Annotated in this window: 28 protein-coding genes; 9 read left to right on the top strand and 19 right to left on the bottom strand. The window is 65.2% G+C overall.

All coding sequences use genetic code 11. The features are described from left to right. Window positions 1-29: 29 nt before the first annotated feature. Genes rodA through LZ586_RS03445 form a run of 5 tightly spaced genes read right to left on the bottom strand, consistent with a single transcriptional unit; the run spans window position 30 to window position 5,661 of the window. Complete coding sequence (gene rodA, locus LZ586_RS03465; RefSeq protein WP_235078294.1) at window positions 30-1,148, bottom strand: rod shape-determining protein RodA; 1,119 nt, start codon at window positions 1,146-1,148, stop codon at window positions 30-32. Beyond that, window positions 1,145-3,181 (bottom strand): penicillin-binding protein 2, encoded by a 2,037-nt coding sequence (mrdA, locus tag LZ586_RS03460; RefSeq protein WP_235078293.1) that lies wholly within the window; start codon window positions 3,179-3,181, stop codon window positions 1,145-1,147. The genes rodA and mrdA overlap by 4 nt, the downstream gene beginning before the upstream one ends. Further along, on the bottom strand, window positions 3,181-3,693 hold the full coding sequence (gene mreD, locus LZ586_RS03455; protein WP_235078292.1) for a rod shape-determining protein MreD: 513 nt from the start codon (window positions 3,691-3,693) through the stop codon (window positions 3,181-3,183). The genes mrdA and mreD overlap by 1 nt, the downstream gene beginning before the upstream one ends. Next, on the bottom strand, window positions 3,690-4,604 hold the full coding sequence (gene mreC / locus LZ586_RS03450) for a rod shape-determining protein MreC (protein ID WP_235078291.1): 915 nt from the start codon (window positions 4,602-4,604) through the stop codon (window positions 3,690-3,692). Before mreC ends, mreD begins: the two co-directional genes overlap by 4 nt. Window positions 4,605-4,620: 16 nt before the next feature. Beyond that, window positions 4,621-5,661, bottom strand: a complete 1,041-nt coding sequence (locus LZ586_RS03445; RefSeq protein WP_235078290.1) for a rod shape-determining protein — start codon at window positions 5,659-5,661, stop codon at window positions 4,621-4,623. A gap of 151 nt (window positions 5,662-5,812) precedes the next feature. Here LZ586_RS03445 and mutL point away from each other — a divergent pair, with 151 nt between their 5' ends. After that, window positions 5,813-7,564, top strand: coding sequence for a DNA mismatch repair endonuclease MutL (gene mutL, locus LZ586_RS03440; protein ID WP_235078289.1), 1,752 nt, complete (start codon window positions 5,813-5,815; stop codon window positions 7,562-7,564). Between the two features lie 4 nt (window positions 7,565-7,568). Here mutL and LZ586_RS03435 read toward each other — a convergent pair whose 3' ends face one another. From LZ586_RS03435 to LZ586_RS03410, 6 genes are all read right to left on the bottom strand, one after another. Beyond that, window positions 7,569-8,180, bottom strand: coding sequence for a CAP domain-containing protein (locus tag LZ586_RS03435; RefSeq protein WP_235078288.1), 612 nt, complete (start codon window positions 8,178-8,180; stop codon window positions 7,569-7,571). Window positions 8,181-8,521: 341 nt separating this feature from the next. Beyond that, window positions 8,522-9,112: a 50S ribosomal protein L9 gene (gene rplI / locus LZ586_RS03430; RefSeq protein WP_235078287.1), complete on the bottom strand. Its 591-nt coding sequence runs from the start codon at window positions 9,110-9,112 to the stop codon at window positions 8,522-8,524. A gap of 12 nt (window positions 9,113-9,124) precedes the next feature. Next, window positions 9,125-9,349: a 30S ribosomal protein S18 gene (gene rpsR, locus LZ586_RS03425; protein ID WP_010543816.1), complete on the bottom strand. Its 225-nt coding sequence runs from the start codon at window positions 9,347-9,349 to the stop codon at window positions 9,125-9,127. A 15-nt stretch (window positions 9,350-9,364) separates the two neighbouring features. Continuing rightward, a complete protein-coding gene (rpsF, locus tag LZ586_RS03420; protein ID WP_235078286.1) occupies window positions 9,365-9,760 on the bottom strand; it encodes a 30S ribosomal protein S6 in 396 nt (131 codons plus the stop codon). A gap of 439 nt (window positions 9,761-10,199) precedes the next feature. Next, entirely contained in the window at window positions 10,200-10,664 is a 465-nt protein-coding gene (locus LZ586_RS03415; RefSeq protein WP_235078285.1) for an SPOR domain-containing protein, read from the bottom strand. A gap of 181 nt (window positions 10,665-10,845) precedes the next feature. Continuing rightward, on the bottom strand, window positions 10,846-11,220 hold the full coding sequence (locus LZ586_RS03410) for an RcnB family protein (protein WP_235078284.1): 375 nt from the start codon (window positions 11,218-11,220) through the stop codon (window positions 10,846-10,848). Between the two features lie 404 nt (window positions 11,221-11,624). Here LZ586_RS03410 and fabD point away from each other — a divergent pair, with 404 nt between their 5' ends. From fabD to mltG, 7 genes are all read left to right on the top strand, one after another. Then, complete coding sequence (gene fabD, locus LZ586_RS03405; protein WP_235078283.1) at window positions 11,625-12,560, top strand: ACP S-malonyltransferase; 936 nt, start codon at window positions 11,625-11,627, stop codon at window positions 12,558-12,560. Window positions 12,561-12,591: 31 nt separating this feature from the next. Further along, window positions 12,592-13,008 carry a GxxExxY protein gene (locus tag LZ586_RS03400; RefSeq protein ID WP_235078282.1) on the top strand — a complete coding sequence of 139 codons (417 nt, stop codon included), beginning with the start codon at window positions 12,592-12,594 and terminating at the stop codon, window positions 13,006-13,008. Between the two features lie 14 nt (window positions 13,009-13,022). Continuing rightward, window positions 13,023-13,760, top strand: coding sequence for a 3-oxoacyl-[acyl-carrier-protein] reductase (fabG, locus tag LZ586_RS03395; protein WP_235078281.1), 738 nt, complete (start codon window positions 13,023-13,025; stop codon window positions 13,758-13,760). Between the two features lie 28 nt (window positions 13,761-13,788). Further along, window positions 13,789-14,322 carry a hypothetical protein gene (locus tag LZ586_RS03390; protein ID WP_235078280.1) on the top strand — a complete coding sequence of 178 codons (534 nt, stop codon included), beginning with the start codon at window positions 13,789-13,791 and terminating at the stop codon, window positions 14,320-14,322. 103 nt (window positions 14,323-14,425) lie between these two features. After that, entirely contained in the window at window positions 14,426-14,674 is a 249-nt protein-coding gene (locus LZ586_RS03385) for an acyl carrier protein (RefSeq protein WP_235078279.1), read from the top strand. A gap of 166 nt (window positions 14,675-14,840) precedes the next feature. After that, entirely contained in the window at window positions 14,841-16,100 is a 1,260-nt protein-coding gene (gene fabF / locus LZ586_RS03380; protein WP_235078278.1) for a beta-ketoacyl-ACP synthase II, read from the top strand. Between the two features lie 4 nt (window positions 16,101-16,104). Further along, complete coding sequence (gene mltG, locus LZ586_RS03375; protein WP_235078277.1) at window positions 16,105-17,094, top strand: endolytic transglycosylase MltG; 990 nt, start codon at window positions 16,105-16,107, stop codon at window positions 17,092-17,094. 40 nt (window positions 17,095-17,134) lie between these two features. Here the strand turns inward: mltG and eda are convergent, their stop codons facing one another. The 8 genes from eda to LZ586_RS03335 all read right to left on the bottom strand — a co-directional run bounded on the left by eda (window position 17,135) and on the right by LZ586_RS03335 (window position 24,579). After that, on the bottom strand, window positions 17,135-17,749 hold the full coding sequence (gene eda / locus LZ586_RS03370) for a bifunctional 4-hydroxy-2-oxoglutarate aldolase/2-dehydro-3-deoxy-phosphogluconate aldolase (RefSeq protein ID WP_261346030.1): 615 nt from the start codon (window positions 17,747-17,749) through the stop codon (window positions 17,135-17,137). Then, window positions 17,746-18,714, bottom strand: a complete 969-nt coding sequence (glk, locus tag LZ586_RS03365; RefSeq protein WP_235078276.1) for a glucokinase — start codon at window positions 18,712-18,714, stop codon at window positions 17,746-17,748. The genes eda and glk overlap by 4 nt, the downstream gene beginning before the upstream one ends. Before the next feature lie 108 nt (window positions 18,715-18,822). Next, window positions 18,823-20,646, bottom strand: coding sequence for a phosphogluconate dehydratase (gene edd, locus LZ586_RS03360; protein WP_235078275.1), 1,824 nt, complete (start codon window positions 20,644-20,646; stop codon window positions 18,823-18,825). Beyond that, window positions 20,646-21,353 carry a 6-phosphogluconolactonase gene (gene pgl / locus LZ586_RS03355; protein ID WP_235078274.1) on the bottom strand — a complete coding sequence of 236 codons (708 nt, stop codon included), beginning with the start codon at window positions 21,351-21,353 and terminating at the stop codon, window positions 20,646-20,648. The genes edd and pgl overlap by 1 nt, the downstream gene beginning before the upstream one ends. Before the next feature lie 48 nt (window positions 21,354-21,401). Continuing rightward, window positions 21,402-22,859, bottom strand: coding sequence for a glucose-6-phosphate dehydrogenase (zwf, locus tag LZ586_RS03350; protein ID WP_235078273.1), 1,458 nt, complete (start codon window positions 22,857-22,859; stop codon window positions 21,402-21,404). Window positions 22,860-22,974: 115 nt separating this feature from the next. Further along, window positions 22,975-23,916: an N-acetyl-gamma-glutamyl-phosphate reductase gene (gene argC / locus LZ586_RS03345; protein WP_235078272.1), complete on the bottom strand. Its 942-nt coding sequence runs from the start codon at window positions 23,914-23,916 to the stop codon at window positions 22,975-22,977. Then, window positions 23,913-24,161 (bottom strand): SH3 domain-containing protein, encoded by a 249-nt coding sequence (locus LZ586_RS03340; RefSeq protein ID WP_235078271.1) that lies wholly within the window; start codon window positions 24,159-24,161, stop codon window positions 23,913-23,915. The genes argC and LZ586_RS03340 overlap by 4 nt, the downstream gene beginning before the upstream one ends. Window positions 24,162-24,225: 64 nt before the next feature. Then, window positions 24,226-24,579 carry a MarR family transcriptional regulator gene (locus LZ586_RS03335; RefSeq protein ID WP_235079721.1) on the bottom strand — a complete coding sequence of 118 codons (354 nt, stop codon included), beginning with the start codon at window positions 24,577-24,579 and terminating at the stop codon, window positions 24,226-24,228. Between the two features lie 222 nt (window positions 24,580-24,801). Here LZ586_RS03335 and secG point away from each other — a divergent pair, with 222 nt between their 5' ends. Beyond that, on the top strand, window positions 24,802-25,194 hold the full coding sequence (gene secG / locus LZ586_RS03330; protein ID WP_235078270.1) for a preprotein translocase subunit SecG: 393 nt from the start codon (window positions 24,802-24,804) through the stop codon (window positions 25,192-25,194). The last annotated feature ends 16 nt before the right edge of the window (window positions 25,195-25,210 follow it).

The raw sequence follows: 25,210 nt of genomic DNA, 5'->3' as shown, positions 1-25,210 counted from the left end.
GGCTTGTAAACCCCTTTTTCTCGAAAAAGTCACCAGCGGGTGACGCGGCGGCTTTCGCGGTCGATCGACATCAGGATGCCCAGGCAGATCATGATCGTCATCACCGCGGTGCCGCCGAAGCTCACCAGCGGCAGCGGCACGCCGACCACCGGCGCCAGGCCCATCACCATCGCCATGTTGATCGACGCGTACAGGAAGATCGTCCCCGACAGCCCGGCCGCGGTCAGCCGCCCGAAGCGGGTCTTGGCGCGCAGCCCGACATTGATCCCCCAGCCGATCAGCAGCCCGAAGGCGATGATCAGCAGCACCCCGCCCATCAGGCCCCATTCCTCCATCATCGTCGCCAGCGCGAAGTCGGTGTGCCCCTCTGGCAGGTAATCGAGGTGGCTCTGGGTACCGTTCAGGAAGCCCTTGCCGAACACGCCGCCCGATCCGATCGCGATCTTCGACTGGCTGATATGATAGCCGGTGCCCAGCGGATCGCTTTCCGGATCCATGAAGATCAGCACGCGGTTTCGCTGATAGTCGTGGAGCAGGAAATTGACCGCCAGCGGCGCCGACACCGCCAGCAGCAGCGCGCCGCCGATGAACAGCCGCAGCGGAATGCCCGCCAGGAACATCACGATCACGCCGCAGCCGGTGATCATCAGCGCCGTGCCGAGGTCGGGTTGCAGCATCACCAGCCCGGCAGGCAGGCCGATCAGCACCGCCGCCGGCCAGATCGCGCCGAACTTGCGGATCTCGCCCACCGGCAGCATCTCGTAGAAGCGGGCCATGGTCAGCACGATCACCGGCTTCATCAGCTCCGAGGGCTGGAGCCGGATGAAGCCGAGTTCGAGCCAGCGCTGGCTTCCACCCGCCACCGCGCCCAGCAACTCCACGCCGAACAGCATCAGCAGGATGACGGTATAGACCGGGAAGGTGCCCAGCGCCCACCATCGCTCGGGAACCCGCGACAGGGCGATCGCCATGCCGAGGAACACGAAGACTTTCACGCCCTGGTTCCACGCCCAGGGATAGAGATTGCCGCCAGCTGCCGAGAACAGCACGACCAGCCCGAAGCTACCGATCGCCAGCACCAGCAGGATTACCTTCCACGGCAGCTGCGCCAGCGGCTGCGGCACCAGTCCGGGGCCAAGCGAACTCATGGTTCAATCTCCGCGCTGCCGCGCTCGGCGGCTCTGGGGTCGACGGTGTTGGAGGTGGTGGCGTCGGCCGCTTCCGAAGCGATGTTGCTCACTGCACCGGCCGCGTCTTCGGGCGCGGGAGGTGGCGGCGCGTTCTGGGCTGCCTTGAAGGCGTCGGCCTGCGCCTTGATCCGCGTCGTATAGTCGCCGCCCCAAGTCGGTTCGACTTCGTGGAGCGACTTTATCGCGCGTTCGCGGTCGAACAGGAACGTCATGATGTCGCGCCCGATCATCGGCGTGTCGAGGTTCCGCACAGTGTGGCCGTTATGCTCGAGCACGATGCCCGCAGCATATTTGGGATTGTCCGCCGGGGCGAAGCAGACGAGCAGCGCGTGATCGCGCAGCTTGAACGGCAGCTGCCCGTTCTTGAGCACGCCGCCACGCCGTTCGGCCATGGTGATGCGGCGCACCTGGGCCGTACCGGTCTTGGCGGCCATCGCCACCCCGGGCACCAGCATCCGCGCGGCGCCGCCGGTACCGCCGGCATTCACCACCCCGAACATCGCGTCGCGGATGATCGCAAGCTGCTCGGGTGTCGCTCCCAGCGGGGCCACCGGCTCGCCCAGCGTGCCCGCGATCAGCCGCGGCACCAGCGCACGCCCCGACGCGAGCCGGCTGGCCATCACCGCCAGCTGGAGCGGGTTGGACAGCACATAGCCCTGGCCGATCGACGCGTTGAGCGAGTCCGCGACCGTCCACTTGGCCTTGTAGCGCCGTTCCTTCCACGCGCTGTCGGGCACCGTGCCATAACGCTGGCTGGAAAAGGGCAGGTCGAACTTCTGGCCGAGCCCCATCGCGCGGGCGACGGGCGCGATCGCATCATAGCCGACCCGGCGCACCATCTCATAGAAATAGATGTCGCAGCTCTGCATGATCGCGTTGCGCAGGTCGAGCGGACCATGGCCGCCGCGCTTATGGCAGTGGAACACGCCATTGCCGACGCGCATCGCACCCGAGCAGCTGATCCGCATATGCGGGTCGACACCGGCCTGCATCAGCGCCAGCCCGTTCATCGGCTTGACGGTGGAGCCCGGCGGATACAGCCCCTGGAGCACCTTGTTCATCAAGGGGACGTGGTCGTCCTCGGCCAGGATCTTCCATTCGCTCTGGCTGATCCCGTCGGAAAAGCTGTTGGGATCATAAGCCGGCATCGACACCATGGAGAGGATGTCGCCATTGGTGACGTCGATCACCACGGCCGATCCGGAATTGGTGCCCAGCCGCCGCGCGACATATTCCTGCAGCAGCGCGTCGATCGTCAGCTTGATGTTCTTGCCCGGCTCGTCGGGCCGAGTCTCCAGCTCGCGCACCAGGCGGCCGTGCGCGGTGACTTCGACGCGCTTGGCGCCGGCCTTGCCGCGAAGCTCGGCCTCCATCGACCGCTCGAGCCCGTCCTTGCCCAGCTTGAAACCGGGGGTGACGAGCAGCGGGTCCTTTTCCTTCTTATACTGTTCGGCCGACGCGGTGCCGACATAGCCCACCAGGTGGCCGACACCGGCGCCCAGCGGATAGTTGCGGGCGAATCCGCGGGTAGGGGCCACGCCCGGAAGCTCGGGCAGCCGCACGCTGATCGCCGCGAACCGCTCCCAGTCGAGGTTTTCCTTCACCGCCACCGGCTGGAACCCTGCTGCCCGCTTCAGGTCGACCTGGATGCGCTCCATGTCCTCGGGCGTCAGGCTCAGGATCTGCTGCAGCGTGGCGAGCACCTGCTCGCGATTTTCCAGCCGGTCGGGAATCAGGTCGACGCGAAAGTCGGTGCGGTTGTTGGCGATCGGCACGCCGTTGCGATCGACGATCCAGCCGCGCCGCGGGGGCGACAGCGTCATGTTGACGCGGTTGCTCTCCGCCAGCAGCTTGTAATGCTCGTTCTCGAACACCGCGAGCCAGGTCATGCGCCCGGCGAGCACCAGGCCGACCGCGGCCTGCCCGCCGCCGAACAACACCGCGCGGCGGGAGAAACTATAGGCCTGACTTGCCTCGGAAATGCGTGCCATCAAGCCTTCTTCGTGTCCCGGTCCAGCCAGGCACACAGGCGGAAGATCACGGGCATGAACGCCGCCGCGGCTAGGATCTGGAACAACAATGCAGTGTCGACATGCGCGCCGAACGGAGCGGCGATCAGGCGGCCGGCGATGAGGCAGAAGCCCACCGCACCCGTCGCAATCAGCCAGTCCTGCCAGAAATCACGCCACACAAGCCGTGTGTCTAGCACGTCGATGGCAAGCACGCACAGCGTCCAGAGCAGCATGGCGCTGCCTAGCGGCTGGCCGCTCACCAGGTCGTCGAAGAAGCCCAGCGGCACCGGCGCCCAGACCCGCATCGAATCACCGCGGATCATGCGCCAGCCGAGCAGCATCATCAGCCCGAAGGGCGGCAGCATCGGCACCGTTGCGACGATCGGAATCAGCGTGACCGACGATCCCAGCACCACCGAGAGGGGCGCCAGCCAGCGCGCGCGCGGCGGGCGCTCGGATTGACCAAACGGGATGAACTCGATGCCGCTCACGGTGCCGCTGGTGAAGCAGCGGGAGTCGTGCTCGCGCCGGCGGTGGGAGCGGGAGCAGGCGGCGGGGGAGGCGGCAGGAAGCTCGGCTGGACCACCGCGAAATCCAGCGTGCTTGGGTTGGCTTCGGGCTCGGCCACCGCGATGTCGCGCCCCGGCTTGATCACATGCGCGACCGGAACGTCGGGGGGAAAGATGCCGCCGGTGCCAGAGGTGACGAAGGCGTCGCCCGGACGGAAGATCATCGCCGCCGCGCCGGCCGATCGGATCTCGATCATGCCGTCTCCGCGTCCGGCGGCGATCGCCGGCACGCCGTCGCGCGTGCGGCGGACGGGAACGATGCTCTCCGCGTCGACGATCAGCAGCACGCGGGCGGTGTTCGGTCCTGCCTCCACCACCTGGCCCACCAGTCCCGCGGGTTCGCGCACCGGCTGGCCATGCTGAACGCCCTGCCAGCTGCCGGCGTTCAAGGTGGCATAGCGGCGCGTGCTCGTCGCCGAGCTGTTGACCAGCCGGGCGGTGACGACGATCTCGCTGCCGACGTCGCGCAGCTTCAACAGCCCGCGCAGCTTGCCGTTCTCGCGGATCAGCGTCTGCGCGCGCGACACCAGTTGTTGCTCGGCGGCGAGTTGCTTCCTCAGCCGGGCGTTCTCACCATGTACGGTGAAATAGCTCCCCACTGCGGACGGCACCCCGGACACGCCAGCCGCCGCCCACGCCATGCCCGACGAGACGGGGGTGGTCACCTCGGCAACGGTTCGGCGCAGCGCGGCGAATGCGGGCGGGTTGAAGGCCGACAGCAGCAACAGCACGGCGCCGATCAACGCGCCGCTGATCGCACCGACATAGGTGAGAAAAAGCCCGTACTGCGCGCGTCGCGAAAAGCCCGGGCGCCGGTTGCGTGGCGGCGCCATGTGCCTCTAACCCCCGTCAGACGGCGAGCAGAACGCCGCGGAACGCCGGATCCTCGAGTGCACGGCCGGTGCCGAGCGCCACGCAGGTCAGCGGGTCCTCGGCGACCGTCACCGGCAGCCCGGTTTCGTCGCGCAGCACTTCGTCCAGACCCCACAGCAGCGCGCCGCCGCCGGTCAGGACGATGCCCTGGTCGACGATGTCTGCGGCCAGCTCCGGCGCGGTGTTCTCCAGCGCGATGCGGACGCCTTCCACGATCGTGCCGACCGGCTCGGACAGCGCCTCGGCGATCTGGCCCTGGTTGATCTGGATTTCCTTGGGCACGCCGTTGACGAGATCGCGGCCCTTGATGTGGATCGTCTTGCCGATCCCGTCCACCGGCGGCTTTGCGACGCCGACTTCCTGCTTGATCCGCTCGGCCGTGGCTTCGCCGATCAGCAGATTGTGGTTGCGGCGGACATAGGAGACGATCGCCTCGTCCATCTTGTCGCCGCCGACCCGCACGCTGGTGGAATAGGCCAGGCCACGCAGGCTCAGCACCGCCACTTCGGTGGTGCCGCCGCCGATATCGACGACCATCGACCCAATCGGCTCGGTCACCGGCATACCGGCGCCGATCGCCGCAGCCATCGGCTCCTCGATCAGCCAGACCTGGCTGGCGCCTGCGTTGGACGCGGCATCGCGGATCGCGCGGCGCTCGACACTGGTGGATCCCGACGGCACGCAGATCACGATCTGGGGCCAGCGCATGAAGCGGCGCTGTCCGTGCACCTTCTGGATGAAGTGCTTGATCATCTGCTCGGCGACATCGATGTCGGCGATGACGCCGTCGCGGAGCGGGCGAATCGCCTCGATCGACCCGGGGGTCTTGCCCATCATCATCTTGGCGTCGTCGCCGACCGCCTTGACCTTCTTCACCCCGTTCAGCGTCTCGACCGCGACAACCGAGGGTTCGTTCAGGACGATGCCGCGTCCACGCAGGTAAACGACCGTGTTCGCGGTACCCAAATCGATTGCCATGTCGTGGGACATGAATTTGAAAAAGCGGGAGAAAGCCATTCGTTGTTCCGTCCTGCCCGGTCGGGCGCCCGCCGCCGGCTGTTCGCACTAGATTTAGTCCGGACCCTGCCGGGATGGACTTGGGAAAATCCACCTCGGTGCGTGCGCTTGCGGGTCGCGGGATGCCTTCCGTTGGGCTAGACGGTTGGGCATGTCAATACGCCGTCTCCCAGAGCATCTTGTCAACCGGATCGCCGCCGGAGAAGTGGTCGAACGCCCTGCATCCGCCCTCAAGGAACTGGTCGAAAACGCGATCGATGCGGGTTCAACCAGGATCGCCATTCGGCTCGCCGCAGGCGGGACAGAGTTGATCGAAGTTATCGACGATGGCTGCGGGATGGACGCCGCCGAAATGGCCTTGGCGCTGGAGCGGCACGCCACCTCCAAGCTGCCCGATGACGAGATCGACCAAGTCACGACGTTGGGATTTCGCGGCGAAGCGTTGCCTTCGATCGCCAGCGTCGCGCGGCTGACGCTGGAGAGCCGGGTGCGCGGCGCGGACGGCTGGGCGCTCACGCTCGACAATGGCGACCGGCTCGAGGAAGGACCCGCGGCATTGCCCCCCGGCACCCGCGTTCGCGTCGAGCAGTTGTTCGCCCGCGTGCCCGCCCGTCGCAAGTTCCTCCGCTCCTCGCGCGCCGAGTTCGCCGCCGCCATGGACGTGGTCAAGCGCCTCGCCATGGCGCGCCCCGACATCGCGTTCTCGATGGAGCATGAGGGCCGCCGCGTGCTCTCCGTCCAGGGCGGCGAGACCCGGCCGCAGCGCGTCGCCGGCCTCACCGACCGCGAGCTTGCGAACAACAGCGTCGCCATCGACTTCGAACGCGAGGGGCTGGTGCTCGGCGGCGTCGCCGCGATTCCCACCTTCAACCGCGGGGTCGCCGATCACCAATATCTCTTCGTCAACGGCCGCCCGGTGAAGGATCGCCTGCTCGCCGGCGCGGTGCGCGGCGCTTATGCCGAGATGCTCGCCCGCGACCGCCATCCCGTCGTCGCGCTATTCCTCGACGTCCCCGCCGACCAGGTCGACGTCAACGTCCACCCCGCCAAGACCGAAGTCCGCTTCCGCGACCCCGCGCTCGCCCGCGGCCTGATCGTCAGCGGGTTGCGTCGCGCGCTCGACGAAGCCGGTCACCGCAGCGTCCAACGACCCAGCGAAGCGGCACTCGGCATGTGGACTGCCGAGCCTGTCCAGCCCACCCCGGCCTACGAACCGCTCGCCCGCTATTCCGGCGCGGTGCACGAACGCCGCCCGACCTTCTTCTCGCCGCCGCCCCAGGCGCGCGCCGAGCCCGCCGAGGCGCCGGTGCCCGCCAGCACCGACTTCCCGCTGGGCGTCGCCCGCGGCCAAGTCGCCAAGACCTACATCGTCGCCGAAGCCGCAGACGGCCTCGTCCTGGTCGACCAGCACGCCGCGCATGAGCGCCTCGTCCTCGAACGCATGCGCCGCGCGGTGCAGGGCGGTGGCGTCGCCAGTCAGGCGCTGCTCCTCCCCGAAGTCGTCGAGCTCGACGAGCCCGCCTGCGACCGCCTCGAATCGCGCACCGCAGAGCTCGCCGAATTCGGCCTCGAGCTCGAACGCTTCGGCCCGCGCGCGATGCTGGTCCGCGCCACGCCCGCGCTGCTCGGGCAGGGCGACGTGCACGGCCTGGTCACCGATCTCGCCGATGAACTCGCCGGCTTCGACGAGGCGCTGAGCCTCAAGGAACGCCTCGACCATGTCGCCGCGACCATGGCCTGCCACGGCTCGGTCCGCGCCGGCCGCATCCTGGGCGTCGCCGAGATGAACGTGCTGCTCCGCGAGATGGAGGCCACCCCGCACTCCGGGCAATGCAACCACGGCCGCCCCACCTGGGTAAAGCTGGCACACGGCGACATCGAGAAGCTGTTCGGCCGCAAATAGCCGGTCAGTACCGCCCGGTCTCGGTGCGCCCATATTCCACCACGCACATCGTCCCATAGACCTTGTGCGGCCCGCACTGCGCGCCGGCGAAGCGCATCTCGGCGGCGAACACCGTCCGGCGGTGCCCGCGCGTCGGCACGGCGTCGTCGACGATCAGCTGGCGCACCACTTCGGCGGCGGTGTCGGGACCATAAGTGATCGTCTCCGCGACATAATTGCCGCCGCCCAGCCGCTGCATCCGGTCGCGCGGGTCGGCGCCGTCGCGCGAGCGGTGCCCGGTGTCGCCGCGCGGCCCCTGTTCGGCGACATGGACCCCCGCCGCCCGCGCTAGCAGCGGCGCGGCGGAGAGCGGCGGCGTGACCGGCTGGCGCTCCAGGAACGCGATCGCCTCGTCCACTGCCTTCACGCCCTCGGCGGTGCGGATCCCCCCAGGGCGCGTGGGCGTGTAGACGATGCGCCCCTTGAAATAGCGCCGATACCCACGCAGCGCCGCCGCGTAGCGCCGCGGATCCGCGCGCACGACGTTCAGCTCGGCCAGGATCGCCTGTTCGAGCGTCGGCGGGACAGGGGCCGCCGCCAGGGCCGTCAACACGGGGAGCAGCAGGAGAGTCAGCACGCCGCGCTATCCCGCGGAATCGGTTAACCGGCTCCGAACGGCGCGTTCATCCGCCTGCAACCTTCTCGAAATCGGCTCGTTCTCCACGGCAACTTCCTTTTCCCAAGGCTTGATGTGATGAGCAAGGTCGTCCCCGTCTTCTTCGCCCTGATCCCGCTGGCGGCAGTGATCGGCGCTTGCATGTCCTGTCCCTGAGCCGAACCTTCGAGTTACTCCCGCGAAAGGGTCGCCCTAACCGGCGGCCCTTTTGTTTTGTCCCCGCCGCGCGCGCCGCACATGGCAAAAGGGCCGCCCCGGCTTCCCGAAACGGCCCTTTCGTTTGTTCAGCGGAACCGCTGGCTTCAGGCGTTGTCGCCCTCGGCCGGAGTTTCCTCGGCGAACTCGCCCGGCTCCAGGTTCGGATCGCGCGCTTCGACGAAACCCGTCTCTTCGCGCTCGAACATGGCTTCCATGACGTTGACGCCCTGCGCCTGCATCTCGGCCTCTTCGGGCGAGCGTGCGACGTTGACCTTGACGTTCACCGACACCTCGGGGTGCAGCGCGACCTTGACGTCGTACACGCCGATCGCCTTGATCGGCGTATCGAGCACGATCTGCGCCTTGTTGACCTTGTGGCCGTCGGCGGTCAGCGCCTCGACCAGGTCACGCACCGCGACCGAGCCGTAGAGCTGGCCGGTGTTCGATGCCTGGCGGATCAGCGTCACCGAAGTGTCGTTGAAGCTGCCGGCTTCCTTCTCGGCGTCCGAACGGCGCGAAGCGTTCTCGGACTCGATACGGGCGCGGTTGGCTTCGAAGACCTTCAGATTGGCTGCGTTCGAACGCAGAGCCTTCTTGTTCGGAAGCAGGAAGTTACGGGCAAACCCGTCCTTCACCTTCACGACGTCGCCGATGACGCCGAGCTTCTCGATACGCTCCAGCAGGATGACTTCCATGGTCTCTGCTCCTTACTTGACGATGTAGGGCAGCAGGCCCAGGTGACGGGCGCGCTTGATGGCCTGGGCCAGCTCGCGCTGCTTCTTCGCGCTCACCGAAGTGATGCGCGAGGGGACGATCTTGCCGCGCTCGGACACGAAGCCCTGGAGCAGACGGACATCCTTATAGTCGATCCGGGGTGCGTCCTTCGCGGAGAAGGGGCAGCTCTTGCGACGGCGGAAAAAGGGACGTGCCATGATTCTCTAAGCTCCTTACTCGCCGCCACCGAAACCGGTGTTGCCACCTTCGTCGCGATCACGACGGCCACGGCCGCGCTCGCGGTCCTGGCCCTTGCGCATCATCACGGTCGGACCTTCTTCATGGCCGTCAACCTTGACGGTCATGTAGCGGATCACGTCTTCGTTGATCTGCGTCTGGCGCTCCAGCTCGGCGATCACCGAACCCGGTGCGTCGATCTCGAGCATCACGTAATGCGCCTTGCGGTTCTTGGCGATGCGATAGGCGAGCGAACGAAGACCCCAGCTCTCCGTCTTGACGACGCGGCCTTCGTTGTCCTGGATGATCTTGGTGGCGGTTTCCGCCAGTGCGTCCACCTGCGCCTGTGCCAGATCCTGGCGCGCAAGGAACACGTGCTCGTACAGAGCCATGCATTCTCTTTCTGTTGGCCGATCGCTGACGTGCACCCCATGTGCAACGCCCCTCCGGCTGTCGTCTCGTATTCGATAGCAGATAAAGGCGAAGACAGCGTCTCCACCCCAGCTGCGCGGCCTATGACCGCAAGCGGGGCGAAAAGCAAGGGGGGAGCAGACTACTTCTCCCACGTCATCCCGGCCTTGAGCCGGGATCCCGCTTCTTCTTTTGTCGGCCGAAAAAGCCGGACTCACGCTCAAGCGCGATCCAAACTCCCTCTCCCCGCTTGCGGGGAGAGGGCACGGGAGAGGGCACTCTCGGCAAGCCGGACGCCTCAGGCCCCACGCCCCTCTCCCGGCTTCGCTCCGCTCAGCCACCCTCTCCCCGCAAGCGGAGAGAGGGAAAAGAAGCACCACCTCCGTCAACCTGTCTTGCGCCGGGTTGGCGGAAGAAAGCCTAACCCGTCCGCCGCACGAAGCAATCGAACCCCGCCGCCACCGCCGCCGCGCAAAACGCCTGCGCCGCGCCAGGGTCGGCAGCCGCCGCGCTCTTCAGCCGGAACAGCGCGCCGTCGCGGTGCACCGCCACCGGCAGCGACAAGGCCGGCAGCCGCGCCTGCTGCCGCTGCGCTGCCTGGGCACTGCCGAACGCGCCAAGCTGCGCCTCCCAGCCGGGTACTTGCGACACAGCGCCCGCCGCGGCCTCGGCGGGTTTCAGCGCGCGCCGCTGCCGCTGGATCTCGATGACCTGGGCCAGGGTGATGCTGCCGGGATGATGGGTATGGAACCGCTCCTCATGCGCCGCGGCATGCCGCTGCTGCTCGGCTTCCAGGAACGCGGGCGTCTGCTGCCGGCTGCTGCTCGCGTCGCTGAGCATCGGATACAGCGCGGCGCTGCCGCCAAGCACGGCAAGGGCGACCAACCAGAAGGGGCGAGGGGAGGGCAAGCGGATCAATCTTCGGGAACTCGCAAAGGGTAAGCACGGCGTTAACCACGCAGCCCTGCTTAGTTTCCACCACCGTTGCCGATCCTTCTGTCCGAAACAGGGACGGCGGAGCCGAAGCCCCGCCGCCTTGTGCAACCATCGTTTATGTATCAGCCGGTTAGCGGACCATGTTCGCAAACACGGCCGAGATGATCCCGCTGGTGATCCCGACCAGCACCGCGTCGTTACCCGACTGGACATAACGGTAACCGCGCGGCGGCGCGCGCAGGCCGCGATACTGGCGATAGTCGATCTGGCGGTAGTTGCGGGCATAACGGTTGTCAAAGCGCTCGCCGCGATGCCAGCTGCGATATTGCGGCGCGCGATACGCGGTGCGCTGCTTCACGACCGTCGTCCCGTTGTGGCGCTGGGTGACTGTGGTGCGCTGCACTTCGGTGCGGTGCTGGTTGCCGTAATGCTGCTGCGGTGCTGCGGCCATCACCGGCATTGCTGCGACCGAAGCGGCGACCAGACCCAGGATAAACGTCTTCATGGCTCTTACTCCTTTGTACCGACGCCGTGTTCAGCGGCGTTGAACAACAGATAGGATCCGGTTGTCGCAGCCCCGTCCCAGCCAGGGGGCGAAATGGTCGCGAATTGTAACGGAGCGTTTTCCCGTGCTTCTTCACCCCCCCCTGCAAGGGAGGGGCGGGGGTGGGTGCGAGCACAGCGAGCTCCACGGCTAACCACAAGCGCCCCTCTCTCCGTCACGGTCCCCCTCTCTTCGTCACCCCGGCCTTGAGCCGGGGTCCCGCTTCTTCTTCTGTGGGGCAAGACAGCGGGACCCCGGCTCAAGGCCGGGGTGACGAAGGAGGACTCTCCCCACCAACCCTTGCCCCCAACCCGCCACGGTACTAACCCGCGCCGCTTCGAATTCCCGCGAACAGGAGAGGCCATATGCGCGCATTCATCTTCCCAGGGCAGGGCAGCCAGGCCGTCGGCATGGGCAAGGCGCTCGCCGACGCCAGCACCACCGCGCGCGAGGTTTTCCAGGAAGTCGACGACGCACTCGGTCAGAACCTGTTTCGCCTGATGCGCGAAGGTCCCGAGGACGAGCTGACCCTCACCGCCAACGCCCAGCCCGCGATCATGGCCAACGCCATCGCCGTGCTGCGCGTGCTCGAGAAGGAAGGCGGCATCCGCTTGGCCGACAAGGCCGATTTCGTCGCCGGCCACAGCCTCGGCGAGTACACTGCGCTCTGCGCCGCCGGTGCGATCGACCTAGCCACCACCGCCAGGCTGCTGCGCATCCGCGGCGACGCGATGCAGGCTGCGGTGCCGGTGGGGCAGGGCGCCATGGCTGCCTTGCTGGGCGCCGACCTCACCAAGGCGCAGGCGATCGCCGATGCCGCCGCCGAAGGCGAAGTCTGCACCGTCGCCAACGACAACGATCCCACCCAGGTGGTGATTTCCGGCGCCCGCGCGGCGATCGAGCGCGCCATCGCCATCGCCAAGGATCACGGCGCCAAGCGCGGCATCCTGCTGCCGGTCTCCGCCCCCTTCCACTGCGCGATGATGCAACCCGCCGCCGACGCCATGGCGAAGGCGCTCGCCGACGTCGCGATCCAGGCCCCCCTGATCCCTCTCTACGCCAACGTCACCGCCGCCCCCGTCGCCGACCCCGCCACCATCCGCACGCTGCTGGTCGAGCAGGTAACCGGCATGGTCCGCTGGCGCGAAAGCGTCGCGGCGATGGCGGAGGCCGGCGTGACCGACTTCGTCGAACTCGGCGGCAAGGTCCTGGCCGGCATGGTCAAGCGCATCACCCCCGACATCCCCGTCACCAGCGCCGTAACCATGGAAGACATTGAAGCGCTTTCGAAGACGCTTTGATTTTTTCACGCGAAGGCGCGAAGACGCCAAGATGCATGACGTCGAGGCGACTGCGGCAGACATTATCGACGCGGCATTAAAGCTGCATCGGGGGCTTGGCCCTGGACTGCTTGAGAGCGTCTACGAGAACATCTTGGCCGCCAAGCTTGTCGAGCGAGGTCACTCGGTAGCCCAGCAGTGTCCGATCGACATCGAATATGATGGCTTGCGATTTCAGCAGGCGTTCCGCGCCGACCTGATCGTCAACGGTTCGGTGCTCGTTGAGGTCAAGTCGGTCGAGCGGCTGCTGCCGGTTCACGGTAAGCAGGTGCTGACCTACCTTCGTTTGCTTAAGCAGCCCTTTGGGCTGCTTATCAATTTCGGCGGCGACACGCTCAAGGAGGGGCTCCGCCGCATCGTCAACGACCACAGAAACTTCGCGTCTTCGCGCCTTCGCGTGAACCAATAAAGAAGGACCACCCCATGTTCGACCTCACAGGCATGACCGCCCTCGTCACCGGCGCCTCCGGCGGGATCGGCTCCGCCATTGCAAAAGGCCTCGCCGCCCAAGGGGCGCGGCTCGCTATTTCCGGCTCCAACCCGGACAAGCTCGAAGCCTTCCGCGCCGAACTCGGCGGCGACCATGTCGTCCTCCCCGCCAACCTCTCCGACGCCGCCCAGGTCGACGCCCTGGTCCCCCAGGCCGTCGAAGCGCTCGGCAGCCTCGCCATCCTCGTCAACAATGCCGGCGTCACCCGCGACAACCTCGTCATGCGGATGAAGGACGACGAGTGGGACCAGGTCATCACCGTCAACCTCGAGGCCGCGTTCCGCCTGATGCGCGCCGCCGCCAAGCCGATGATGAAGGCCCGCTTCGGCCGGATTATCTCGATCACTTCGGTGGTCGGCGCCACCGGCAACCCCGGCCAGGCCAACTACGCGGCATCCAAGGCCGGCCTGGTCGGCATGTCCAAGGCGCTCGGCCAGGAGCTCGCCAGCCGCAACATCACCGTCAACTGCGTCGCGCCGGGCTTCATCCGCTCGGCGATGACCGATGTCCTGCCCGACGCGCAGAAGGAAGCGCTCACCGGCCGCATTCCGGCGGGCAAGCTGGGCGAGGGCGAGGACATCGCCGCCGCCGTCGTCTACCTCGCCAGCAGGGAAGCCAGCTACGTCACCGGCCAGACCTTGCATGTGAACGGCGGAATGGCGATGCTTTGAGCGAGTTCCTGGGGGCAGGAGTGAAGTCATGCGTATCCTGTTAGCCGCCGCTCTGTTCCTCGCCGCGTCCGCTGTGCCGGCCAGCGCCGCCGATCTCGCCACGCTCGACTGTGTCGGCGCCAAGCTCGACGCCGCGGTCCGCAGCCAGATCGAATCCGAGGCGAGCAGCGCGCTGGCCCAGGCCGGCAAGCGCCTGACTTACTCTCCGGCGGTGGGGCAGGGGCTCGGCACCGCGGCCAAGGCGTGCGCCGCCGAACATAAGTGGACGGCTGCCGCCGCCAAGGCCGCGGGCTTTTATGCGCTGGCCAAGCTTGGCCTGCCGCTCGCGCGGCGCGCGGTCGAGGAGAAGGGCTTCGACGCGGCGGCTCTGGAGGACCAGTTCCAGGCGCTGCCGGAGGAAAAGCGCGTGCGTGTCCTCACCACGCAGGACACGCAGGCGCTCATCCAGGCGGCGGTGACCGACGAAGCGCAGCAGACCCGCGCGAATGCGGAACTGCTCGCCGAATATTTCTCGTTTCTCAGCACCGCCCAATATGCGGCGCACGACTTTTCCGAAGCTTGATGGTTGTGGATGGGGGCGTTCTTCGCCTCTTGCCAGCGCACCGGCACCCAATTAGGTGCGGTCACACAAATTCAGAGCCCAGTCACAAAGGATAACAGGGACCATGGCTAACCAGGAAGAGATCACCACCCGCGTCCAGGCGCTTGTCGTCGACCATCTCGGCGTGGATGCGAAGGAAGTGGTTCCGACCGCAAGCTTCATCGACGATCTCGGTGCTGACTCGCTCGACATCGTCGAGCTGGTCATGGCCTTCGAGGAAGAATTCGGCGTCGAGATCCCCGACGACGCGGCTGAGAAGATCACCACCGTCCAGGACGCGGTGAGCTATATCAGCGAGCATCAGGAAGGCTGATCGCCAACTTTGGCGATTTCCGTACCCTTAACCTGGGTCGGCATGCCATTCAGCGGCTTCCCGTCCGGCTCGAAAGAGAGGACGGGGAGCCGTTTCCTTTTGAGCAGGGCTGGAAATATCCCCCGCTCCGCACAACTTTCGTGAACTTCGACGGAGAGAAATGCCAATGCGCCGCGTAGTCGTGACCGGCCTCGGCCTCGTCACCCCGGTGGGGGCCGATGTCGAAACCGCCTGGAAGAATATCGTCGCCGGAAAATCCGGCGCCGCCACCATCAAGCGCTTCGACGCCACCGACTTCCACACCAACTACGCGTGTGAAGTGAAGGCGCCGGATCATGAATTCGGTTTCGATCCCTCCAAGCGTGTCGATCACAAGATTCAGCGCCAGGTCGATCCCTTCATCGTCTACGGCATCGATGCCGCCGGCCAGGCGATCGAAGATGCCGGCCTGCTCGACATGGACGAGGAAACGCGCTTCCGCGCCGGCTGCTCGATTGGCTCGGGTATCGGCGGTCTGCCGGGCATCGAAAGCGAATCGCTCGTGCTCGCGGAAAAGGGTCCCAAGCGAGTCAGTCCGCATTTCGTCCATGGCCGGCTGATCAACCTGATCTCGGGTCAGGTCTCGATCAAATACGGTCTGATGGGTCCGAACCACGCGGTGGTGACGGCGTGCTCGACCGGCGCACATTCGATCGGCGACGCCGCGCGGATGATCGCGATGGACGATGCGGACATCATGCTCGCAGGCGGCGCTGAAAGCGCGATCTGCCCGATCGGCATAGCCGGATTCGGCCAGGCACGTGCCCTTTCGACCAATTTCCGCGACGATCCCACCAAGGGCAGCCGCCCTTATGACAAGGATCGCGACGGCTTCGTCATGGGCGAAGGTGCCGGCGTGGTCGTGCTCGAAGAATATGAGCACGCCAAGAAGCGCGGCGCCAAGATCTATGCCGAGGTGATCGGCTATGGCCTTTCTGGGGACGCCTATCACGTGACTGCGCCGCATCCGGAAGGCGCCGGCGCGTTCCGGTCTATGCAGATGGCAATGCGGAAGTCGGGCCTGGCGCTCGAAGATATCGACTATATCAACGCGCATGGCACCTCGACGCCACTCGGTGACGAACTGGAACTGGGCGCAGTCCGCAAGCTGTTCGGCGACGCGCTGGGGCCGGTTTCGATGAGCTCGACCAAGTCGGCGATCGGCCATCTGCTCGGCGGCGCGGGAGCGGTCGAGGCGATCTTCTGCATCCTGGCGATGCGCGACAGCGTCGTTCCGCCAACGCTCAACCTCGACAATCCGAGCGACAACTGCGTTGGCGTGGACTTGGTCCCGCACGTGGCGAAGGAGCGTAAGGTCAAGGCGATCCTCAACAACAGCTTCGGCTTTGGCGGTACCAACGCCAGCCTGGTGATGAAGGCGATCTAGGACCATGGCTGAGCGCCGTCCCATCAAGCGGCGCGGTGGATGCGCCCTGCTCGTCGCCGCATTGTTTCTATGCGCAGCGGTGTTCGGGGTGCTTCATCTCTGGGGCGGTGCGGGTCCGGCCCGCGGGAACGTCACCGTGTTGGTGCCGGAGGGCGCTAGCCTGAGCCGGGCGGCAGAAGAGCTGGAAAAGGCAGGCGCCATTCGCTCCGCCGACCAGTTCCTGCTCCTGTCGAAGATCCTGGGCGGCACCGCTCCAATCAAGGCAGGCGAATACCGGGTGCCTGCCGGACTTAGCCAGTCCGATGTTCTCAAGATGATGCAGGGCGGCAAGACGCTGCAGCGCTTCGTCACGGTGCCGGAGGGAACGCCGTCGATCCTCGTATATGACGCCCTGATGAAGGCGCCACAGCTCTCCGGCTCGATCTCGGTGCCGGCAGAAGGATCGGTGCTGCCCGACAGCTACGCCTATAATCGTGCGGACACACGCCAGGCGGTCCTCACGCGCATGCAAAAGGCGATGACCGAATATCTCGCCAAGGCATGGGCTTCCCGGAAGCCCGGCATCGCCGTGTCCACCCCGCAACAGGCACTGACGCTTGCGTCGATTGTCGAGAAGGAAACCGGCAAGGCGTCCGAGCGGCGCATGGTTGCTGCGGTCTATGGCAATCGGTTGCGGCAAGGGATGCGGCTTCAGGCCGATCCGACCATCATCTACCCGCTAACCAAGGGCAAGCCGCTAGGACGCCGAATTCTCAAGTCCGAAATTCAGGCGGTGAACGGCTATAACACCTATGCGATGGCCGGGCTTCCGCAGGGGCCGATCGCGAATCCAGGCCGGGCAAGCATCGACGCAGTGCTCGATCCCGAGCGCTCGAACGCGCTTTACTTTGTGGCCGACGGCTCCGGCGGTCATGTCTTCGCCGACACGCTCGAACAGCACAATGCAAACGTCGCCAAATGGTACGCCCTGCGGCGGGCCCGCGGCGAGATGTAGTGGCGGGCGGCGGCCGCAGTGTAGCGGCCGCCAACCGAGTTTACTTGCCCAGAGCAGCCGCTTCGCGTGCGAGCGCTTCGACTTCCTCGAAGCTGACCCCCTTCGGCGTGACCCAGCTTCCGCCCACGCACAGCACGGGATCGAAGCCGAGCCATTCGGGAGCACTGGCGGCACTCACGCCGCCGGTCGGGCAGAACTTCGCTTCATAGAAGGGGGCTGCCAGCGCCTTCAGCGCCTTGAGCCCTCCACTGGTTTCGGCCGGGAAGAATTTGAAGTGGCGCAGGCCAAGGTCGTAGCCGCGCATGATGTCACCGGCATTGGCGATGCCCGGCAGGAACGGAACGCCGCTTTCGACGATCGCGCTACCCAGCCGATCGGTGAGGCCAGGGGAAACGATGAACTCGGCGCCTGCGCGCATCACCTGCCCGAACTGGTCGGTGTTGACCACGGTGCCGGCACCGACGATCGCACCCTCGACCTGCTTCATCTCGCGGATCGCGTCCAGTGCTGCCGGGGTGCGCATCGTGACTTCCAGGACGCGTAGGCCACCTTTGACCAAGGCCTCGGCAAGCGGGCGGGCAGTGGCGGCGTCTTCGATCACCAGCACCGGGATGACCGGGCTGGTGCGCATGATGTCGGCAATGGTCGTGGTCAAAGTACATGCTCCTGGGCAAAGGCAGCGGCCGCACCGTAGAGGCCCGGCTGCTCATGCGTGATGATCTTCACCGGGATGGTGGACATCAGGCTCTGGAAACGCCCCTTGGCGACGAAACGCTGGGCGAAACCCGATTGGATGAGCTTATCCTTGAGCCGTAGCCCTAGGCCGCCGGCGATCACCACGGCAGTGGGGCCATGGGTGAGCGCCAAGTCACCTGCAACCGCGCCAAGGGTCAGGCAGAAGCGCTCGAGGGCGGCGGTTGCAAGCGCGTCGGTACCGGTGAGCGCAAGCTCCCACAGGCGTTTGTCCTCGAGGTGGACCACCGGCTTGCCCTCCATCTGGGCAAGCGTCTCATAGATGTTGACCAGTCCCGGCCCGGCGCACACGCGCTCGGCGGACACGCGGGTATAGGTCGGGCGCAACCGGCGGATGATCGCGTCGTCGATATTGTCGAGTGGCGCGAAGTCCATGTGCCCGCCTTCGGTCGAGATTACATGGTAATTGCCGCGTTGACGGAACACTTGGGCGACGCCCAGACCGGTTCCCGGGCCGCAGACGGTGATCGCGCCATATTCGGGCAGCGGCACGTCGGGACCGCAAAGATGGACATAGGCCTTGCCGTCCAGTTGGCCGACGGCATGTCCGATCGCGGCGAAGTCGTTGATAAGGGTGTAGTTGTCGACGCCCAGCCGCTCCTTGATCAGCGGGGGCCGTATGATCCACGGATTGTTGGTGAACTTGATCAGCGTGTCGTTCACCGGCGAAGCGACGGCGATACCGGCCGCCCGCGGCGCGGGACGTCCCAGGTGCTCACCGAACGCACGCCAGGCCAGCGGGAAGGTGGCGTGTTCGGCGACCTTCAGGGTCACGGGCTCCGCCAGCGACACGACGCGGCCGCCCTCCACTTCGGCGATGGTGAAGCGGGCGTGCGTGCCCCCGATGTCTACCGCGACGACTTCCATTGCAGCTCCCTGATCCTCCCCCTCTTCACTGCCTGTCAACGTTGGCAGTGGAGGCGCCGGCCTTCTCTGCGCAACCCGTCCGGAAGTAAAGCGCAGCTCTGGCCGACGTTACAGCCCAGCCTCCGCCAGCATGGCAGAGGCGCCTTCTTCGGCGGCGCTGGCATAGTGGCGCATCATTGCGAACAGCTCGCGCCCGGTACCCTGCGGCACCGGCGGTGCCTCGGAATGTGGCCGTGCAGCCCACTCCGCGGCGTCAACAAGAGCGTCCAATGTGCCCGCCTGGGCGTCAAGTCGGATGATGTCGCCGTCGCGCACCTTCGCGATCGGCCCTCCGCCCAACGCTTCGGGCGACAAGTGGATCGCGCAGGGCACCTTGCCACTGGCGCCGGACATGCGTCCGTCGGTCACCAGCGCGACGCGGAAGCCGCGGTTCTGAAGCACGCCGAGCGGCGGGGTCAGCTTGTGTAGTTCGGGCATGCCGTTCGCCCGTGGTCCCTGAAATCGCATGACGACGATCACGTCCCGATCGAGCTCTCCGGCCCTGAACGCCTCCTGCACGGCTTCCTGTTCGGTGAAGACGCGCGCTGGCGCTTCGATGATCCAGCGGTCACGCTCCACGGCCGACACCTTGATGCAGGCCCGACCGATATTGCCCTTGAGGATACGGAAGCCGCCTTCGGGTGAAAATGGCTCCTCAACGGTCCGTACGATGGTCTCGTCGTCGCTCTTCGCCGGCAGATCGCGCCATATTAGCTGATCCTCTTCGATATGGGGCTTTCGGCCATAAGCCTGCATCCCACCGTCAGCCACCGTCAACGTATCGCCGTGCATCAAGCCGCCGCGCAGCAGTTCCTTGATCACGAACGGAGGTCCGCCAGCGTCCTCGAACATGTTAACATCCGCCGACCCGTTCGGATACACACGGGTCAGCAGCGGGACCGTTCGTGACAGCCGGTCGAAATCCTCCCAGTCGATCAGGATCCCGGCAGCGCGCGCAAAGGCCGGAACGTGGATCAGGTGGTTGGTCGATCCCCCCGTGGCGAGCAACACGATCGCGGCGTTGACGATGGCTTTCTCGTCGACGACCTGACCGATGGGGCGATAATCGTCGCCGCTCCACCCAATCTGCGGCAGCCGCTGTACTGCTGCGCGCGTCAGTTCCTGACGCAGTTTGGTCTGGGGATTGGCAAACGCGGCGCCGGGCATGTGGAGGCCCATGGCTTCCATCATCATCTGATTGGAATTTGCCGTTCCGTAGAAGGTGCACGTACCCTTACCGTGATAAGCGGCGATCTCGGACGCTAGCAATTCCTCGCGAGTTGCCAGGCCTTCGGCATACCGCTCGCGAACCGCCGCTTTGTCCTTGTTGGCTACCCCTGAGCGCATCGGGCCGCCAGGGATCATAACCATCGGCAGGTGCCCGAAGCGCAAGGCGCCCATCAGCAACCCCGGAACGATCTTGTCGCAGATGCCGAGCAGGGCGACACCCTCAAACACCCGGTGAGACAGCGCGACGGCGGTCGACAGCGCGACGGTGTCGCGGCTGAAGAGCGACAGCTCCATGCCCGCATAGCCCTGCGTGACCCCGTCGCACATTGCCGGTACGCCGCCCGCAACTTGCGCGGTTGCCCCGGCCTCCAGCGCCCAAACCTTCATCTGCTCCGGGTAGCGGTAATAGGTCGCATGCGCCGACAACATGTCGTTGTAAGAGGTGACGATGCCGATGTTCATCCGGTTGCCGGATGTCATCAGGTCGCGCTGCTCGTCCGTCCCGGCATAGGCGTGCGCTAAATTCGCGCAGCCGAGCTTAGGTCGATCCGCTCCGGATTCGCGCTCCCGACGAATCAGTTCAAGATAGGCTTGCCGCCCTGCCTTCGACCGCTCGATGATACGATCAGTGACGGCGGCGATTTCAGAATGCAGCGACGCCATCAGGCACTCCAGTGAATGTCGACCGGCAGCTCGACGTCGGCAAGGATGCGGCCGACCGGGTAATTGGAAGAAGCGCCTTGTGCGATCGCGTCTTCGAGCACGCTGCGTTTCGCATCGCCCGTCAGCGCAATCATCAAAGCGCGCGCAGACACGATCGCGGCACGGCTAAGGGTAACACGGGCAACCGGTGCCTCTGGAGGCAGCGGATCAGGCATGACGCCCAGTGCCCGTCGCTCGCGCGGTCCGTTGAGTGCCTCGTCAAAGTCGGGGCCCGGGAAAATCGACGCGGCATGGCCATCGCCGCCTACACCCAGAAGACATAGGTCCAGCGGCCAATGCAGATCCTGAAGCCGGGCATCGGCAGCACGGCCTGCCGCTTTATAATCTTCGGCCTTATCGCTGATCAGCGGAATGACGCGCGCGCCCTTGGGGATGAAGTGCTTGCCGATAGCCGTGACATTGGACAGTGGGTCACCTAGCGGGACCAGCCGATCGTCACCTGGGATGATGGTAACCCGCTTCCAGTCCAGCTTAGCCTGAACCAGCTTCTCGTAGATCGGCAACGGAGTCTTGCCGCCGGCGAGCGCCACGACAGCGGCTCCGCGGGCATCGATCGCGCTTTCGATGATGAACTGAATGTCGCCCGCGACGGCATCGGCCATCTCGCTCGCGTCATCATATTCCCACCATTCAATTTCTGTCGTCATTCCGGCTCCTGCATTCTTACAGCCAATTCTCGGGTATGATGGGAACGACTACTCGTTCCACGTCACGCCATCGCGTTCGGTAAGCGCAACCGACGCCGACGGCCCCCAACTGCCCGAAGCGTAGGGTTTCGGCTTCATGTCGTTGGCGTCCCAACCTGCGCGGATGCCATCGATCCACTCCCATTGCGCTTCCACTTCGTCGCGACGGACGAACAGTGTGGGGTCGCCTTCGATCAGGTCGAGCAGCAAGCGCTCATAGGCAATGCGGCGCGTGGTTCCGGCGAATTCGCTGTCCAGGCTCAGGTTGAGGGGCACTTCGCGCAGTCGCACACCCTCTCGGTCCAGACCCGGTTGTTTCGCCATCACGAGCAGCCGAACATATTCCTCGGGCTGCAGGCGGATCACGAGCGTGTTGGGCTGCAGCATCGCACCGCGTTGCGCAAAGATCGAATGTGGCACCGGCTTGAACTGGATGACGATCTCGGACCGTCGCTCGGCCAGGCGCTTGCCGGTGCGCAGATAGAATGGCACCCCGTGCCAGCGCCAATTGTCGACATGTGCCTTGATCGCAACGAAGGTCTCCGCCGTAGATGGCTTTTCCAAGTCACTAGCGTAATCCCGGACGATCTCGCCCTTCACAGCGCCGCCGCCATACTGCCCGGTCACTGTGAGCTGCGACGCGTCTGCGCCACTGATGGGACGCAGGGATCGAAGTACCTTGACCTTCTCGTCACGAATGGCGGTGCCGTCGAAGCGTGCCGGAGGCTCCATAGCAATCAGAGCGACAAGCTGCAGCATATGGTTTTGGACCATGTCGCGCAGAGCCCCTGTTTCGTCATAGAAACCGGCGCGGCCTTCCAGCCCGACCGTCTCGGAAACCGTGATCTGCACATGGTCGATACCCTGTGCGTTCCATATCGGCTCGAACAAAGAATTGCCAAACCGCAGCGCCAGGATGTTCTGAACAGTTTCCTTGCCAAGATAATGGTCGATGCGAAAAGTCCGCTCCTCCGGAAAGGCAGCAGCGACAAGATCGTTGATCTCGCGGCTGGACTGCAGATCGCGACCAAGCGGCTTCTCCAATCCGATGCGAACATTATCGCCGGCCAATCCCGCTGCTTCCAAGCCCTTTATGGTGGGGCCGAAAAGCCAAGGCGCGGTCGATAAGAAAATTGCCAAGCCACCTGAGACGTCGCCGACCTTCTCCTTGAGCGCGGCAAAGCCGTCGATTTGCGACGCGTCGAGCGCCTGGTAGTTCAGCCTTTTGAGAAACCCGCCAACGGCATCATCGTCTTTGCGATCGGCAGCAAGAAAACGATCGAGTGCATCGCGAGCGAAATCGCGAAACGAGGAATCGTCGTGGTCGGATCGAGCGGTTGCGGTGATCGTCAATCCATCCGGCAACAGCCCGTCGGCGTGCAGCGCGTACAAAGAAGGCAGCAGCATGCGCTGTGCCAGATCCCCGGTCGCTCCGAACAACAGCAATTTGCCCACGGGCTGGCGCATCGAATACCTTCCGACTTATTTTCGCTCGCGAGACACCAAAGGCGGTCAAAGATCAAGTCGCGGGCGAGGGTGAGCGGCGCTTGCCGAAATGAACTGGACGACGCGAGCCGGCCAGTCAGACGATCAATCCGGCGGTTGGATCTAGACCAGCCATGATGTTAAGGTTCTGCACTGCCGCACCTGCAGCTCCCTTTCCGAGGTTGTCGAGCGTGGCGACAAGGCGCGCCTGACCGCGCTCCGCATTGCCGAACACGCGCAACGAGAGTCTATCTGTGCCGGCATCAGCCTCCATGCTCACCGTTCCCACATCGCCTGGGACGACGCGCACGAGAGGGCAGCCCTTATAAGCGTCACGTAACGTGTTTTCGATGGCTTCGATCGACGGGCGGCGGGTAAAGGCGTGAAGGGGAAGGGGGACTTCGACCAGCATCCCGCGATACGTACGCGCAACCGATGGCATGAAGATCGGGGGGTGCTCTAGCCGAGCATGCTTTTGCATCTCGGGCACATGTTTGTGCTCAAGCGAAAGGCCGTAGCTGCGATACGCAGTGTCGGTGAAGCCGGCGGTGTCTCGATCCTCAAACTCAGCGATCATCGACTTGCCGCCGCCCGAGTATCCAGAAACTGCGTTCACGGTAAGCGGATAATCATGCGGGACGATGCCCGCGCGCACGAGTGGGCGGACGAGCGCAAGGAAACCGGTCGGGTAGCACCCGGGATTGCTGACCCGCAAAGATTCCGCGATTGCCGATGCCTGTCCGGGCTCAAGCTCGGCAAAGCCGTACGTCCAATCAGAGGCCGTGCGGAACGCCGTAGAAGCGTCGATCACTCGAACGCGCTCGTTGCGAATCATCGCCACGGCTTCGCGGGCGGCCTCGTCTGGGAGGCAAAGAATAACAAAATCGGAGGAGTTCAGCGCATCTTCACGCTTGCGCGCATCTTTTCGATCGGCGTCCGCCAGAACGATCTGCTCGATCCCGTCACGCCCGCTCAAGCGCTCACGGATTTCGAGCCCAGTTGTACCGACAGCACCGTCGATGAAAACGCGGATCGTCATTCGACGGTACCGGCCAGCGCGTCTGCTGAAATATAACCGACGAGACCCACGTTGGGCGATATACCCCAGGCGTGAACCCCGGCGAACTCGAGCACTTCAAACGGCTCGCCCGACGCCAAATGCGCCATCACATCGGATTCGAGCGAAGCGGTAGCCCGGAGTTCTGCGGGCTTGATGAGTTCGCGGAGCAATGGAGCCGCATAGTGCGGAGCAAACACGCGTTCCGCCAGGCGAACGTCAGCCAAATCGCGGCGTACGGCATTAACCGTGGGATCAACCTGGGCCGAACGCCCTTTCAACGAGAAACGCTTACGCGTGTGCCCGCCGGGCGATGGGCTCGCCGATGGCGTCGCCCGCGAGGAAATGCCCGAATTCTGCAAGAAACTCTGCCCCTTCCGGTGTGCGCGCAACGAAAATGTTTCGTTTGTCGGTGTCGTCGCGCTGCCGGCGCAGATAGCCCAGCGTGCCTAGCCTATTCAAGGCGCGCGTAACCACTGGTTTGGAAACGTTCAGGGCACGCGCCAAACCTCGAACGGTATGGGGGCCAGGATCAAGATACACGAGCATCAGAAGTGCCATCTGCCGATTTGTGAGATCGGGCTCGCCCGAGCGCACGTAATCGATCAGCGTGTTCTTCCAAGATGACAACGACTGGTCGGACATTGCGTTCACGGCAAATACTCATCCGTTACGAACCCGACTCGCCTCGGGATCTCTCACACAAACGCAGCGCTAGCCCCGAGGTTTCAGTGCGTTGGCGAAATGTTACAGCTTTGTTTGTGAAGCCGCTGAACCCTTCGCGTTCGCCCCCGCCGGAACGCGGCAGTTGATCCTGCACCGCCGCTCCCCTATGTCGCCTCTTTCCGCCAACAGGTCCGGTCTTAAATGTTCACCTTTCTGCTCGTCGTTCACGCCATCATCGCGGCACTCCTCGTGACCGTGATACTCATGCAGAAATCCGAAGGCGGCGGGCTGACCTCGGGCGGGAGCCCTTCTGGGCTGATGTCGGCGCGTGGTGCCGCAGACTTCCTGACTCGATCCACAGCGGTTTTGGCTGCGGTGTTTATCAGCATGAGCATTCTGCTTGCGGTCATCGCAGCGACCCGGCACTCGGCGACGATCGATACGTCCTTGCAGCGCGCCCCGACGGCTCCGGTGACGTCGCCTACCGCGGCTCCTGGTGTTCCGTTCGCGGCAGACAACGCCTCGGCCCCTGTTGTTGCACCTGAGGCTAGTGCCCTGAGCGGCAACGGCTCGACAATGGCAAACATCCAGTAAAGCCGCCGGTCCCGTG

The organism is Sphingomonas sp. S2-65 (genome assembly GCF_021513175.1).
Lineage (GTDB): Bacteria > Pseudomonadota > Alphaproteobacteria > Sphingomonadales > Sphingomonadaceae > Sphingomonas.
The sequence above is the reverse complement of the archived record's forward strand: the minus strand, read 5'-3'. Positions and strand labels throughout refer to the sequence as shown.